Genomic DNA, 15460 nt, shown 5'->3' with positions numbered 1-15460 from the left:
CATTTAGCGCATGGAATGAAACGATGGAATCAAAAATAAACAAAGGGGTGCTTCCTATCCGGGTGGCGATTTTAACCGCGTTAGGAGCAGGAGTAGGGATGGTGTTGCCCAATTCTGCGTCGGCACAGTTGCAGCAGGAATCAGCCGAATTACTGACCTCTTCGGTGCGAGCGTCTTTACCTCAACAGACTGCAACGCCCGTTGGCACGACGTCTGCCGGAACTGAGCCAGGGGTCGAAGCACTGGAGCCGATTATTGTTCAGGGATTCGGTTTTCATCAGGAGATTGCAAAGACCGCTGGATCGATTGCCGTTTTGCGTAGTGATGATATTGAAGCGATGAATCTGACGGAGCTATCCGAATTGAATGCGCGCGTTCCGGGCGTCACCTTGGTCAGCTCATTGACCGGCGGGCCCAAGTATCCCTATATACGCGGTATTGGTAAGTTCTCGGAAATTTTTGGTCGCAGCGTTGCGGTCAATATCGATGGCATTCCCCAAAGTCTGGTGGAATTGCAAAATCCGGCCATTTCAGGTGATGTCGAACGGATTGAAGTGCTGAAGGGGCCGCAACAAATTTTGAACGGGCACAATGGTCTGTCAGGTGCCATCAATATTTTTACCAGGCAGCCGCAAGAGTCCGAGGGCACCCTGGGTTTCGGGTTGGGATCGGACGGTTACGTCAATACAAATGCTCGTTATCATCATGTGTTTAACGAGGAATTTTCATTGAGCGGCGCATTTTCGATGAATACGGACGATGGCTGGCTGACCAATGTGCGTACCGGCAATACTACAGCGGACCGGGATCGTAAGAATTTTTCATTGACAGGTATCTTTACGCCTACAGATCAAACCAGGATTGTGGCCAATGCGTACGGCTACAATTACCGGGAGAGCGGACCGCTGCTGGTTACTGTCAATCCCCAAACCATGCGTCCTTACCAACATTACAATTCCTATGTGGGCGTGATTGGCGAGGAGCTGGACTTTGGAGAGTTGAGCCACGACACAGATGATTTCACTTACTCGCAAGTACGGGGGGCGAGCGTTGATATTCGTCATGATCTGAACGGAGTTGAATTCCAGTCTACTACCGGGTGGACGTCTTACCGTGATAATGGTTTGCTAGATGTGGACGGCGGTGATCACCCCTTACTGCAATCTGAAATGTCTACGAGTCAGGATAATCACCTGCTTAGTCAAAATCTTCGTTTCAGTAGCAATACAGATGCTGACCTGCAATGGATTGCGGGCGTGGATGGCTATTACAATCGTTATGATTCCACCAAATTAATATTGGGGATGGGTGATATCGATTATGGAACAAATCAGACACAACAAGGGGTGGGCATTTACGGTCAGATGCCATGGTCGCTCAATGAAAAGTTTGATCTCAGGCTGGGTGCAAGATATCAAATCGATAAAACATATGGTGTAGGAAAAGGATTTCAGGACGGAGAAAGCCTCTCTGTGACTGACAAGACGCTGTTGCTCTCGGGCGTTGCGACCTGGCACCTGAACGATCAGTCTCTGGTGTATGGTAGCGTAGCGCAAAGCTATTACCCGACCGGCATTTATGTCATTGACCAGCTTTCGACCTATCATAAGGAAGAAGGGGTAACGGCCGAACTGGGATTTAAAGGACGCTGGTTTGATGACCGTTTATACACTTCCGTGGCGCTTTACGAGTCCCGCTCGAGTAACCCCGTTTATACTCTGGCGTCGCCGTATTCCGTTTGGAGCGTGGACCAGCAGCGCAATCGCGGTTTTGAGGCCGAAGTCAATCTCAGGGTAACACCTGAGTTGGAGGTGGGCGCATCGTACAGCCGTTCCGATCCGGTGATTACCCGCTGGGATGATCATCCCGAACTGGAGGGCGTGCGACCGATGCAAGTGCCCTTAAGCCAGGCTAACGTGAATGCGACATACCGCCGTCATTTTCCGATAGGAAGTGTGACTTCACGCATTGATGTCAATCATATGGGTTCCCATTATGGAGATAATGCCAATACCTACAAGGCGAGGGGGTATACCCTGGCAGACCTATCAGTCGGGCTGGAGCGAGGTCCGCATGCCTTGACCATTTGGAGTAAGAATATTTTCAACAAGCAATACTATTCCCTTGTGTCATGGACAAACCAGTTTGAGGCCCAGGCTGCATATGGTCGAGGTCGCTCGGTGGGTATTAACTATAGTCTGAAATTTTGAATGATGCGAACACACAAGAGATGGTGATGTGGTAATGAAAAAAGACGAGGCGACGGATAGGAATAAACAACAGTCGACCCCCCCCGAGGGGACGCACAGCCCCGGGGTCTGGGAGCTGATCCAACCCATTCGAGCGCGTATGCGCTGGGTATATGCATGTTCGGCTCTCTCTACAATCGCCTCGTTGAGCACAGCACTAATTCTGGCATTTCTGATCCTGAATCTTGAAGAGAATGCGGTTACGCATGCGGGATACTGGATCGTTGCGATGGTTGCCTGCGTGGTACTTTCATTTTGTCTGCGCTTGGCCGCTTTCTACTTATCTCATCTGGCAGCGTTTCGTCTGGAAAATATCCTACGCAAACAACTGAGTGCGCACTTTGCCCGTCTTTCCAATGCGACGATACGAAAACAGGGAACCGGGGCAATGTCCAAAGTATTGGTTGATGACATCCGCGATCTACACGCTTTCGTGGCCGACACGACACCGATGTTTCCACGCGTAATGATTGCGCCGCTTTTCACATTGGGCTTTCTCGTTTGGCTGGACTGGCGGCTAGCCCTAGTGGTGATTGTGATTCTGGTGACCGTGATGCTTTATCTCAGACGGGTCGCGGCCAATAATAGCCAGGCTACTCACGTTTATGGAGAAGCCCGTGAGGAAGTGAATGCGTCGATTGTGGAGTTCATCCAAGCAATGCCGGTGGTGCGTACATTTGATGGGGGGCATTCGACGTTTAGTCGCTATCAGAATGCGCTGGACCGGTTCTCCGCGTTTGTGTCGCGGTGGTACCGCGAAGTGGCCAGTTTCGGCAATGTGCTGATGGTGCTGCTCAATCCGCTGTTCACTTTGACTTTTCTACTGTGGATCGGTGCCTTGTTCTACGGAGACGGAACGTTGGAACTTTGGCGCTGGGTGGGCTTTCTGCTGGTGAGTGCCATACTGGCGGAAACCATCTTACCCTTGCTGTTTATGCAATCGACTCTTCAGAAAATTGCAGAGCCGGTTGAGCGCATTTATGAATTTAACAACTTGCCGACTATCCGGGAAGTTGCTGCTGATAAGGCCAGCAAGCCAGCCGACTATAGCATCGAGTTTGACGGCGTTTCGTATGCCTATGACGAAGCCGGCGAGGCTGCGCTGGAGCAGGTATCTTTTAGTGTGCCGCAGGGCACAGTGACTGCGCTGGTCGGGCCTTCGGGTGCCGGAAAGAGCACGCTGGCCGCGATGCTGCCGCGCTTTCAGGATCCCGACCAAGGCGCTATACGGATAGGCGGGGTGGACATCAGGGATATGACGTTTGATGATTTGTCGCAAATCGTTGGCTTCGTATTCCAAGAGAATTTTCTTTTTTCAGGTAGTATCGCAGACAACATCCGATTGGGCAGTCCCGATGCGTCAGCCAAGGACGTGGAACAGGCAGCCAGAATTGCCCAAGCTCACGATTTCATTATGCCGTTGCCAAAAGGGTACGACACGCCGGTCGGAGAGCGTGGAGTATTTCTTTCTGGGGGTCAGCGCCAGCGTATTACAATCGCCCGAGCAGTATTGTTGGATCGACCGATTCTCGTGCTCGATGAAGCAACAGCCTATGCCGATCCCGAAAATGAAGTTGCTATCACGCAGGCGTTATTTGCATTGATGCGGTCACGTACGGTCATAGTGGTTGCACACCGCCTGTCGCTGATTCGTGATGTCGATCAGGTCGTAGTTCTAGAAAAAGGCCTGCTCCGTGAACGTGGGACGCACGATAAGTTGCTCGTCCAAAACGGATTGTATTATCGCATGTGGGAGCAACGTACGCGAGCTCAGGGCTGGTCAATTCGTCAGTCCTTTATTGATACTTCGGGCCAGGAGCCGTCAGTATGAACACAACCGAAATAGCCATGGAGAATCGCAGGTTCGCGCCAATACGAAAAACCTGGGAATCCCTGATGCGTACTGCGGGTGATCGGGCCCAGTCATTGCGGTCTAGTATCTTTAAATTAGGTTTGTCAGCGGTTCTGCAAGGTTTGGCGTTGGCTAGCATATTACCGTTGATTGACGCGCTGTGTATTACTCATGATATGAACAGTGCGCTGGTCTGGTTAAGCATTTTTACGCTTTGCTTTGCATTTTCAGCGGCGCTGCGATGGCGTGCCTATCATTTTGAGTTCCGTGGCGAGATGATCATGATTACGCAGTTTTTGCGTACCGAGCTTGGGCGCAAGATGCGTCAGATGCCGTTGCAGGATATTCAGGGCGCGCGCTCAGGAGAGTTGATCCATACGCTACTGACCAGTGTGGATAGTACTCTGTCCTATGTTCTGGGTGTGGCCAACGCGATTTTTACGTCGCTGCTCGTGCCGATTATCGTCGCTATCGTTTTGCTTGCATACGACTGGCGGTTATCGTTAGCGCTGCTGGCCGTTTTTCCAGCAATCGTGTTTTTCTACCACCGCAGAAGACCGGCCTTCGGTCAATCGGCGCGCGGCGTTGATGAAGCGCATAAGGCATTATATTCAGATGCGGTGGAATATATTCAGGGCTTGGCTATTTTGAAGGCAGTAGGGCAGGAGAGCGCACAGCGTCATCGCTTGCAGGCCCGATTCGACGATCTGGAAGCCATGCAGCGAAAGGATACACAACTGGGCTCCAGTCCTAATCTATTGATGACGAGCATGGTTGAGCTGGGGATGCTGACGGTGATGCTGCTTGGTGTTTATCTGGTGATGATCGGGCAATTGCCGTTGGCATTACTTGGCGCGTTTTTAGTTATTGTCATTCGCTTTGCCGAACCATTATCCAGTCTGGTGTTATACACCTATATGTTTGATATGCTGGAATCAGCGATGGGCGATCTGGATACCTTGAGAGCGCAGCCTAATCAGGTTGTGTTTGAACCGCAACAGCAGCCCCGGGATTATGGAATTGAGTTCAGCCAGATGTCGTTTCAGTATGCCAATAGCAATAAGGTCGGTTTGTGTGATGTCTCCTTATCTATTCCTGAACGCTCCATGACGGCTATCGTCGGGCCATCGGGGGCCGGCAAAACGACATTAATGAAACTAATGCAACGTTATGCAGACCCTCAGTGTGGGGCGATACGGATTGGTGGCGCCGATATCCGTCACATGAGCGCAGCCGAATTAAGCGGGCTTGTGTCGGTCGTTTTCCAGGATGTCTATTTATTTAACGATACGGTGCTGCACAACATTCATATCGCCAGGCCGTCGGCAACCCGGGAAGAGGTACAGCAAGCGGCTCGCCTGGCTAATTGTGACGAGTTTGTGCAGGCCTTACCGCAAGGCTATGAGACTATTGTGGGCGAACGCGGCGGGAATCTGTCGGGCGGAGAGCGCCAGCGTATCAGTATTGCACGCGCCATTCTCAAAGATAGTCCTATTCTTGTACTGGATGAGCCCACCGCATCTCTGGATGTAGAGAATGAAACGCTAGTGCAGGGCGCGCTGAATTATCTGGTGAAGAGTCGTACCGTCATAGTGATTTCCCATCGGCTGTCCACGGTGCAGGGAGCAGACAGGATTGTTGTGCTCGAAGCGGGACGTGTAACCGAGTGTGGTAATCACAATGCGCTGATGGCACGGCAGGGTACCTACTATCGTATGCAAATGGCGCAGTGTTCTACTGCATAGTCCGGTGAAAGCCGATCTGATGGAAAAAAGACCGGTATTTTCTTGTTTCAATCTTGGACTCAAGCAATAAGTGCAGCACCTGGGGTATTTAGAGCTTCTGAGCACTCTCCCAGTAACACTTGTGCCAGCATCCTATATAGCCAAGTCGTTTTCGCGGTCATTCAGCTTTTCGACCACCCGTCTCACCTCGGCATCGGTGACATGCCGAAAGTCCGTTCCAAAAACTGCTTTCAGGCATTCCTGATCGCATAGCACGCTAAATCATGAGTGATGCTCGACCTGTCACCACCGTCTACCGAGAAACTGATTCCCAGCGATCATATCCATCTGCGTGATCAACCTGTACGTCGATTCTCTCGACCTCGAAGCTCTTAGCTTTGAACGTGTGAGGCTGGCGACCGCACGCTCGGGCTACCATCCTACCGACATGCTGAGGCTCTAGCTCGACACCTGCAGCAAAGCCGCTGAGTGTATCGACATCAATCAAAGCGGCAAGCTGGAATTGGTACGCCTTCCGCATATCGAGGAAGCGCGAGTAGACGATATAGTAGAAGGGCGTCAGTAATAATGTCCATGCCAGAAATTCATGAACCAATCTGCCTTATCAAAATGCGCGAAAAACCCCGTACTTCTAATAGCGTGGGCCGCACAAGCGGCCCTAGGTAGGCCTGCTCTGCTGTTCAATGTATTGCCTCACGATAGAAATAGGCGCCCCGCCAACGCTGCCAGCAAAATAGCTAGGGCTCCAAAGGGCGTTCTTTCTGTAAGCAGTCTGGATTAGTTCAGGGTGGTACAGCTTCATCTGACGGCTGGATACACCTTTCAAACTGTTGACCAGCCGAGACACCGCCACCTTGGGTGGGAAGTTGACCAGCAGATGTACGTGGTCTTCCTCGCCATTGAACTCTTCTAGATCTGCCTCGAAATCTTTGCATACATCGCGCAATATCCTTTCCAGCGTGGTGAGTTGGGTTGCGTTAAACACCTTGCCGCGGTACTTAGTGACGAAGACCAAATGAGCGTGCATAAGGGAAACGCAGTGGCGACCTGTTCTGATAGCTTGTTTGTTGTCCATAGACCAAGTATACTCTAAGGCATGAAACAGACCAAGACCCTCAAGGTCAGAGTGAAGGACAAACACGCATCAGAGCTGAACCGCATGGCTCGTAGCGTGAAGAACTACTTGAACGAACTGTCATCCCGAACCATTCGGGAGAATGGTCTGTTTCTGTCCGCCTACGACATGCACCCCTATACCAAAGGTGCCGGCAAGGACCTCGGCCTGCACAGCCAGACCTTGCAGTGTGTTGCCGCCGAATACGTCGTCCGTCGCAAGCAATTCAAGAAGACTCGCCTACAGTGGCGTAAGTCTCGGGGTGTGAGACGCTCACTTGGCTGGATTCCGGTCAATACCGGCGCGGCCAAGTGGAAGAATGGGCAGGTATTCCACAACGGCAACCATTTCAAGGTCTGGGATAGCTACGGCCTGTCGAAATACAAATTCCGCTCAGGATCCTTCAACGAAGACAGCCTGGGCCGCTGGTACTTCAACGTCGCAGTTGACGTAGAGGTCAAGCCATCTACTGGGCAGGGAGCTGTCGGCATCGACCTTGGGTTAAAGGACGTAGCTACCTGTAGCGATGGCTCCAAGATGGAAGAAGGTCGGTTCTATCGTGACCTTGAGCTGATGAAAACAGGATTCCGTGCCGCCCTGATCAAGGTAGAGCAGCGATCAGCTTACTACGAAGCGTTGGATACTGCGCACTATACCAGCGATTACGATCCTTTCGTTGACGCTGCTTTGTGACAGCGTGGAAAACAGCTTTGAGCTTTACGGGTGGGCGCTGGTCACTGATGTGCAATTGGATAGCAAATGAGCTTTTGATGATAATTCTAAATAAGGTTTTGAGGTTACCCGCTTTTGGTGCTTTGATGATTTCATCATGACTGTATCTAACCAGGAGAATGCTGTCTCATCTCTCAGAATAGCCCTCCAGCGCAAACGGATTTAGAAACTGCCTACCCCATAGAAAGTCACGATCGACCTGGCTTAGGTCAGCCTCATCGCAAACAGCATCCCAATAATCATGGATGATCGCAATCTGGTGATTGATGATTTCACGGGCCTGAGTCCGGCTAAGACCGAGCCGCTCTGCGGCTGCCAAACAGTGGATTAGCTGACTGCGACGTTCCTGGTCATACAACAGCATCGCCTGGGTGGCTTCGCCACCGGTACGTGACTGCGGACAGATATCGTAGGCCGGAGTTAGTCGATAGTGCATACCATCCCAGAAGGCAGCATGATTACGTGCATGGTCGTCGGTATTTCCGCAAAGTACGTTGAAGACGATGCGGCTGAACAACTCGACCAGTGTTTTCCCCGGCTGGTTGAATTTAGATCGGATTCGATGGGCGAGATCTTCATAGCTGGCATAGCGGGCCATCATCTCGTCCAGACCGAGCAGCGTGAGAGCAGAGAGCACAATGTGTCTCCCCCAACCATCAGCTGTCTTCATTCTGTCGAAGCGTTCAATCAGCAGTACATCCTTGCCTAATGAGCGGGCCATCTTGATGGGCGCAACATCCAGCCCCGCCTGCTGGGCGAGCCGCATGGCGACAAATTCCGCCTTCACTACGCTGTAAAGGTCGGTACTAGAAGAGAACTTTGCCACCAATTTGCGATCCTGATCGTTCAACAGAGCCTTAGGGCGGGCACCGCCGATACTGCTGCCATGCTGAATGGCCAGGTCTAAGGCTGGGGGCAGCGGTTCTCCAGCCTCTACATACGCTGAGGCTTCTTGCAATTCATCCAAGGTGGCAACTTGGTTCTCTTGTGGTCGGTAGTCAGTGGGCGATTGCTGTAAATCTAACGCACCGATTCTATCCGAGCCAGATTCGAGCAGATAGACTAACTCATTGAAGTCGACACCATTAGCCTTATCGCCTTTTTGCCCCGTAAGACGGTTGATAATGACGCGTCGCCCCCAAGCGTCTGGTGAGGCGTCACGTAGGCAGGAAGGTAACGCACCGTCTACTTTCTCCTGGTTTCCGGGACGAAGGGGGAGCTCTTCGGGGAATAGGCTGATCGCATCAGGGCGTGTAAGGTAACTACGACCATAGGTAAAGCGATAGTGGTCTTGATCATCGCGTTCGACAAGACCGGCGACCACTGGAAATGTCTGTCTGGGAAGCCAGATCCAAACGTAGGCGCGTCGACTAGAAATCATCATCAATAGGCTCTTGTGGCTGGCGGTGAACCCGCTTGGGGAGCAATGTTAGCCGGTCTCGCTGGATCGTTTGTTCGCGGTTTAGTGTGTCCAGATCATTGGTGAATAGCGAAACGCCGACCAACGCCGCAGCTTCGAAATAAGTTCCAATAGCCACTCGGGATGAGCCTTTGGCGACCTGACGGATAGTGACCACGCCAACACCAACCCGATCAGCGAGCTCGTCGCGGGTCCACCCTTTATTGAGTCTACCCTCTTCGATCAGTCCGGCGAACAGACGCAGGGAGAGGGAGGCTTTAGGGCTGAGGGTAACATGCCGTGTTTTCATATCGACACTATAATATATATATCTTTTATTATCGACAATATAATGTCGATTTATTACATTTTTACCTTAGAGAACAACTTTGAGCCTTACTGGTGGGCGCTGGTCACTGATGGGTAATTGGATGGCAGATGAGGTTTTGAGGTTAACTGCTTTTGGTTCTTTGATGATGTCATCATTTTCTGCCCAGGCAGATGTTGCGATCGTAACCTGTAACATTAAGCACATAGGGTGGATTTACGGTAAGGACTTCGCGACTTTGGGTGAGATAGGCAACAGTTTCGATTTGCTCGCTGTGCAAGAAGTGATGAGGTAACTGCTCCCCGCCCTAATGGGTGGGGCTTCCCTCTTCAACGGCTGCTACCGACAACGTGGCGGATTTACGCGAGCTTCGATGGGCAAGTCCTTCAGCCTTCAACTTCAAGATACCTTGATGCTTGATCGTTGATGTCCCGGTCGTAACGTGTATGGCAGGTGGAGCGACTACTGAGACGCTTAAAACTTATGTTCAGTGGCACCAGGCACCAGACTAGAACTGCGAAGAAGGGGCTGAAAATCTGCATCTTTCGTTGGAGCAGGCATCGGGTGAACCTTGAGGATACGTGATGAGTCACCTGATCGGCCGCAGCAGCTAAAAAGAAGCGTATGTGTTTTTTGGGGTGAGAATCGTAAGTTTAAGCATCCGGTGGAGACGCTGTGTTTTTCGACGGTGCTGGTGTCTTTTCATAGGAGCCGTACACTCAGTCTACTATACTTGTGAACATCATATTGGCCTGACCCGTGCTGGGATTGGCTTTACTGCCTTCGCGTTGACCTGTCGGCCAGTATTGATGTTCCCCGAGGCTTCCCGGGCTCAGCGTTTGTGACCTAATAGGAGCTTTGTTCTGCGCCGTGAGTGTCCTGTCCTGCGATTGAGATTGGGAATACGCCACCACTAAGGAGTGTATCCCATGAAACTTGAATCGCCACAGGAAGTTATTCTAGGTGTAGATACACACCTGGATGTCCATGCAGGTGCTGTAATCAGCGAGATAGGTCAGTTACTTGGAACTCGATCCGTTTCCGCAAGTTCGGCAGGTTACCTTGACTTGCTAAGCTGGGCTTCGTCTTTTGGCACCCTGACTCGTGCAGGTATCGAAGGGACAGGAACCTATGGTGCAGGACTTTGCCGTTTCCTGATCGATAATGGAATCACGGTTCTTGAAGTGAATCGGCCTGATAGAGCCAAGCGACGACAGCAGGGCAAGTCCGACCCGACGGATGCCGAAAGTGCAGCTAGAGCGGTGTTGTCAGGTATAGCGACCGCCATACCTAAACAGCAATCAGGTGCCTGTGAGGCGATGCGCATCATATCCGTCGCCAGGCGCAGCGCCGTAAAGGCGAAGACGCAAGCGATCAATCAATTACGCGCCTTGCTGGTGAGTGCGCCCCAGGACATCCGCGAGAAGCTATGGAGACCGAAAACAGGCGACTGCGTGAAGGCTTGTGCAAAGATCCGTCACCTAGGAGATAGTGTTCTCTTGCAGGCGTTGACCTCAACGCTCAGGTCACTTGCCAAGCGATGGCTGACGTTAGCTGCCGAATTAGAAAAATTTGATAAGCAACTGGAGGCACTTACCCAAAAGCATGCGCAACAGCTGCGGAGTCGCTTTGGCGTAGGTCCTCATACTGCGGCTATTCTTTTGTCCGTTGCCGGAGACAACCCTGAACGCCTGAAGAATGAAGCAGCCTTAGCTTCGCTCTGCGGTGTAAACCCTCTACCCGCCTCCTCAGGCAAGACGACAAGGCATCGACTAAACCGAGGTGGCAGCCGAGCGGCTAACAATGCGTTATGGACGATAGCTATGGTTAGGATGCGAAGCGATCCCCGAACCCGTGCCTATGTAGACCGACGAACAGCGGAAGGACTTACGTCCAAGGAAATTCATCGCTGCCTGAAACGATATATTGTTCGAGAATTATTCCCACTGATAATGAGGGATCTTGGAAAATTACGGGAGAATATTTGACATAGGAGCGTCAACGCGGTTGTTGAGCGATTTTTCGGCAGTCTGAAACACGATTGGCTACTTAAAGTACACCAGCCAACACGGGCTCACATGAAACGGGATGTCGAGGCCTACATGAAGTATTACAACCTGGAGCGACTGCATTCATCGAATGGTGATCAGGCTCCAGCAGAGTATGAGAAATTAGCAAATTAATGTGTCCGGTTTTATTGACCAGAACAACTTCTAGCATCCTCTCAAAAAAGAAGACACGTCTTTGGGCATGTGATGCGTGCAAATCAATGGGAGTTCGGGACGATCAGGATCAGGCCAAGCCACCATTTAAAGAGCGCGGCAAGATGTTGAAATAGCCTCTCCCAAAAGAACTGTTAGCCCCTGATTGCGTGATGCAGCCAGTATTTTTGGCTGCTGTACGCAAAATGTTCAGGGGTAGGTATGCCCAAAAAGACAGATTTTAAGTACAGAGTCTCATAAAAACTAAGAAATACATTTAAAGCAATGATTATATTCATAATTATTGAAGTTTTTACTTAATCGAGTGACTGTTTTTTTGAGGCCATGAGCGCATTTTCTTACCTGTGGCGTGGGCAGTAGCTTAGCTAGACCGCAACACGTAAAAGCAAGGGTATTATAAAAGACCGTTTTCTAAATAGAGCATCAAAGCAGAAGTTTCGCCAGGTAGTAGCAGGCCGTTTGCCCTTTTCTAATTCATTAACTACCTTTAAGATATATTAAATGCAATTATGACAGGAGCATCAGCATGGGTTTTTTTGTGCTGACTTGAATAGGGCTAAATCCATTTCAGCTTTGAGCCTCAATGTTGATTACGGTCTTATAGCATAGCGGTTATTGCATACTCGGATCAGCCAACGTATTTCTATGGGATACCACCATGCAAAATGACAACAAACACATTATCGTCACATCGCAGCACTCAATGACGACAATCACACCTTCATTTCCGGCAACGGGTGTGATGGATTACGAGGAACCGCCCGTTCGGGTGATATTTGACCTTAGCCAACCATTCCCTCGCGGAAGCAATGCTGCTCACCGGCATTTGCGTAACCAGGAATCCGTTGCCAGCGTCACTTCAAAGCGGAGTCTCATTAACGAAATTGCCACCAAAGCTCTCGGCGCACCCAAGCCACCAAAGTTAAGCGCACCCAACAATGACGGTCGGGCTCAACATCCCAACCAGGCATTCCCCTATGATTATGTAGACTGGTCAACCCTGACGCCTGATGTGGTCAGCGAGATACTGGCAACCTACCGTGATTCCGGCCAATCCCCAGCCAAACGGAATGCCGTTCGTGCGGTAATTCGCGGTATAGCCACAGAAGCCTGGATGCTAGATCAGATCAGCCATGCCACCCTGGATCGTATTAAGCAGATCAAGGCGGCCCGTTATTCTCACGCTAAACGCGCCGGGACTGCCCATAGTGCAGGCACAATTAGGGCACTACTTGATTTGTGTGACCAAGAGCCCACTGCTAGGGCATTTCGTGATGGCTTGATGATTGCGATGATGGCATCCATTGGGCTTCGGCGTGCCGAAACAGTTAGCATCCAGCTCAAGGACATTGATTTCATCAGCCATGAGATCACGGTCGTAGGTAAAGGCCAAAAGCAGCGCTCGCTGACGTTACCAGACTGTGTAGTATGGCGCTTAAATGAATATCTGGATAAGTACCGTGGCCGTACTCCAGGTTATTTATTTAATCCCATTTGGGTAAAACAGAAGGCACCTTCAAACGACTATCTTAAAACCCCGTTAAGCCTTCGTAGCGTCAATAATCGTCTGGAACGCCTACGGCTGATGTTGCCCGATGAACTGAAGTTGGCCCCCCATGACTTGCGGCGCACCTGCGCGACGGATTTGCGGGAAGCCGGTATGTCGATACGGGAAATTCAGGTAATACTAGGCCATGCGTCTGTTGTGACAACCGAGCGTTATGTCTTCGATGAAACCAAGAGTCACCGTCAAAAAGCGGCGCGTTTACAGTCTGGCCGGTTCGGCTACCGCCCTGAATAACGCTGCTAACTTGGTGGTCAATAATGGTGACATATCCAATTAAATCAAACGAATATGTTTACAAAATATTTATCCAAACATGGGAAATAATATATGAGCGGGTTTTCAAAGGAATATCTAGCCCAGGTCGAAATAGGCATGAAACTTGAGGCCGCCACTAGCGATCGTCTTTTTGCCACAGAGGAACTGCTTCGCCATAAACCTACGTCAGCCGCGGTAAGGCACATGGTAAAACATCTCGGATTGTGTGCTGCGTCTGTCAGAGAATGCGAGAACTTTGATGCGATTATGCCCCACGACTGCGACGATCTTCGGAATCATTTCATGATGCTCGTTCAGCAGGCTGGGGAGTGGATTGATAGTAGCTTTTAAAAGGATAAGTTTCGAGGCACTTTTGTGACTTATGAAACTGCATGATATGCCGCAATACACTAAAAACACTATATATGATTATATATAGAGTATTAAAAACGAACATTAGTGTTAACTTGCTATCCTGATATAGGTATACGCACTGCTTTAGCGGAGACACTTCATGACAACTGACACCCTGGATAAAGACTACCGACGCTTCAGGCTCATTCATCAAGCGGGTGAGTGTTTTGGTCGATTGGTGAAGGCCATTGACGACGTGTGTGCACAGTACGAGAGAGAACGTCCGCAGGCCTGGGCCATGACGGCTGCGCATGCCAATTCCGATTGGCTACGGTGTGTCCTGATGGATATGTGGCATGAGGCAGGCACATCGGGTGTGTTGACATCCAAGCATGCAGGCGTCATTGCAGCTTCCGAAACACTGAGAGAAAAATTCGGTGGGTTGAATAAGCAAAAGGCTATGTTTCGGGCGATTGCCGATGAGATCAAGCAGACTGAGCCGCAACACAACTCGCAATCGTTACTCAAAGCAGAAGTTGGCAGCCAGTTCCAGTATTTGCGCCAGCACTTGAACACAGCAGGGCTTGCCAGGTTGAGCCTGAAGAAGACGATACGAGCGGTGCATGTTCTCGATCATCCGATCCGGCATATCGGCGTTGGGTGGCAGGTTTCTGGGCGTTCGATTGTAAAAATTAGCATCGCGGAGGCCGAAAAGCGGCTAATTAAGCTCGGCGCCGATCAGCCACACATCGCGATTCAGTTGAAAAAGCTGGCCAGTCTTCCAGCGAGTGAGCCGCTGGCGCTGGTACGCAAGCAAACCCCTCAGCTTCGGGCGAACGTTTACTTTGCTTCTGTTGAGGAACAACCTACCCCCCGCCCGCTCGCGTTCAATTCGTCTGTGCCTATTATTGTGCCACCCGATCCACGAACAGGATTGCTACCTGCGCTTCGAACACCGCCCTCAGAACCGGATATGGAACAACGTCGCAAGCGACGTAAAGATGCGAGAATAGACGTAGAGCCTTATTTACCGTCCATCGGTGTGCATCGCTACTGCATTGGCGCAGAATCAGTCGCGTAAGCCCCGTCACTCATGTATTTGGTCTTCCAGGGGTAAGCAGTTAGTGGCATCTGGCCTGCATTTCGTGCCATCCCAGAAATGAGTTTGGCTAGGTGGCTTATGGTTTGGATCATTGGGAATCCAAGCACCCTTCCGGTGTGCTGCCAACCGGCTGTCAGAAGCCTGTCGCTTTGCCGTTAAAGACCGCTTTAGTGGGAGCGCCATCAGGCCAATGTTCAGGCTGCTTGAACGTGCTTGGTATATGTGTCCAACTTGGGCGAATTTTTTCACTCTTTCTTTTACTTGTTTATGTCAGGATAATTGTTTTAATTCATATAGTTGTATAACGGTAATGTCCCTTTTCTCGGGTGCTACCCACAGGCTGTTCTGGAATTCGAGTTGATCTGTAGTCTCGGTTTGTGGCTTAAAGTCCAAATATCCCAACTTACGGGTAAGTGTCACAGGCCTATGTGAAGAAGCGTACTGATCAGGGCCTTACAAAACTAGAAATTATCCGTTGTCTGAAGCGCTACATAGCCCGGGAGGTTTACCACATCATTCGCGCCGGAAATCGAGCGATCAA

General features: G+C 50.7%; 10 protein-coding genes and 2 pseudogenes. 8 read left to right on the top strand and 4 right to left on the bottom strand.

The genetic code is table 11. The features are described 5' to 3' along the window. Positions 1–23 precede the first annotated feature (23 nt). The 3 genes from NDQ72_20720 to NDQ72_20710 are packed head-to-tail and all read left to right on the top strand — an operon-like array spanning position 24 to position 5846. On the top strand, positions 24–2210 hold the full coding sequence (locus tag NDQ72_20720) for a TonB-dependent receptor (protein WKD30461.1): 2187 nt from the start codon (positions 24–26) through the stop codon (positions 2208–2210). Between the two features lie 34 nt (positions 2211–2244). Beyond that, positions 2245–4080 carry an ABC transporter ATP-binding protein/permease gene (locus tag NDQ72_20715; GenBank protein WKD30460.1) on the top strand — a complete coding sequence of 612 codons (1836 nt, stop codon included), beginning with the start codon at positions 2245–2247 and terminating at the stop codon, positions 4078–4080. Further along, positions 4077–5846, top strand: a complete 1770-nt coding sequence (locus NDQ72_20710; GenBank protein ID WKD30459.1) for an ABC transporter ATP-binding protein/permease — start codon at positions 4077–4079, stop codon at positions 5844–5846. The genes NDQ72_20715 and NDQ72_20710 overlap by 4 nt, the downstream gene beginning before the upstream one ends. A gap of 292 nt (positions 5847–6138) precedes the next feature. On the opposite strand, the gene NDQ72_20705 is transcribed toward NDQ72_20710, so the two are convergent. Both NDQ72_20705 and tnpA read right to left on the bottom strand, forming a co-directional pair. After that, positions 6139–6441, bottom strand: a complete 303-nt coding sequence (locus tag NDQ72_20705) for a hypothetical protein (GenBank protein WKD30458.1) — start codon at positions 6439–6441, stop codon at positions 6139–6141. Positions 6442–6504: 63 nt separating this feature from the next. Continuing rightward, positions 6505–6921 carry an IS200/IS605 family transposase gene (gene tnpA / locus NDQ72_20700; GenBank protein ID WKD30457.1) on the bottom strand — a complete coding sequence of 139 codons (417 nt, stop codon included), beginning with the start codon at positions 6919–6921 and terminating at the stop codon, positions 6505–6507. 21 nt (positions 6922–6942) lie between these two features. Here tnpA and NDQ72_20695 point away from each other — a divergent pair. Further along, positions 6943–7530: pseudogene (locus NDQ72_20695) on the top strand (transposase). Between the two features lie 289 nt (positions 7531–7819). Here NDQ72_20695 and NDQ72_20690 read toward each other — a convergent pair. Both NDQ72_20690 and NDQ72_20685 read right to left on the bottom strand, forming a co-directional pair. Continuing rightward, a complete protein-coding gene (locus tag NDQ72_20690; GenBank protein WKD30456.1) occupies positions 7820–9076 on the bottom strand; it encodes a type II toxin-antitoxin system HipA family toxin in 1257 nt (418 codons plus the stop codon). Further along, positions 9063–9401 (bottom strand): helix-turn-helix domain-containing protein, encoded by a 339-nt coding sequence (locus tag NDQ72_20685; GenBank protein ID WKD30455.1) that lies wholly within the window; start codon positions 9399–9401, stop codon positions 9063–9065. Before NDQ72_20685 ends, NDQ72_20690 begins: the two co-directional genes overlap by 14 nt. Positions 9402–10348: 947 nt before the next feature. On the opposite strand from NDQ72_20685, the gene NDQ72_20680 reads away from it, so the two are divergent. The 4 genes and pseudogenes from NDQ72_20680 (at position 10349) to NDQ72_20665 (ending at position 14898) form a co-directional block, all read left to right on the top strand. Next, a complete protein-coding gene (locus tag NDQ72_20680) occupies positions 10349–11407 on the top strand; it encodes an IS110 family transposase (GenBank protein ID WKD30454.1) in 1059 nt (352 codons plus the stop codon). A 12-nt stretch (positions 11408–11419) separates the two neighbouring features. After that, a pseudogene (locus NDQ72_20675) lies at positions 11420–11602 on the top strand (integrase core domain-containing protein). Between the two features lie 697 nt (positions 11603–12299). Then, positions 12300–13442 carry a site-specific integrase gene (locus tag NDQ72_20670; protein ID WKD30506.1) on the top strand — a complete coding sequence of 381 codons (1143 nt, stop codon included), beginning with the start codon at positions 12300–12302 and terminating at the stop codon, positions 13440–13442. A 535-nt stretch (positions 13443–13977) separates the two neighbouring features. Then, a complete protein-coding gene (locus NDQ72_20665) occupies positions 13978–14898 on the top strand; it encodes a hypothetical protein (protein ID WKD30505.1) in 921 nt (306 codons plus the stop codon). The last annotated feature ends 562 nt before the right edge of the window (positions 14899–15460 follow it).

Source organism: Halomonas sp. KG2 (assembly GCA_030440445.1).
Taxonomy (GTDB): Bacteria; Pseudomonadota; Gammaproteobacteria; order Pseudomonadales; family Halomonadaceae; genus Vreelandella.
Note: the sequence above shows the minus strand (reverse complement) of the source record. Positions and strands in the feature narration are given on the sequence as shown.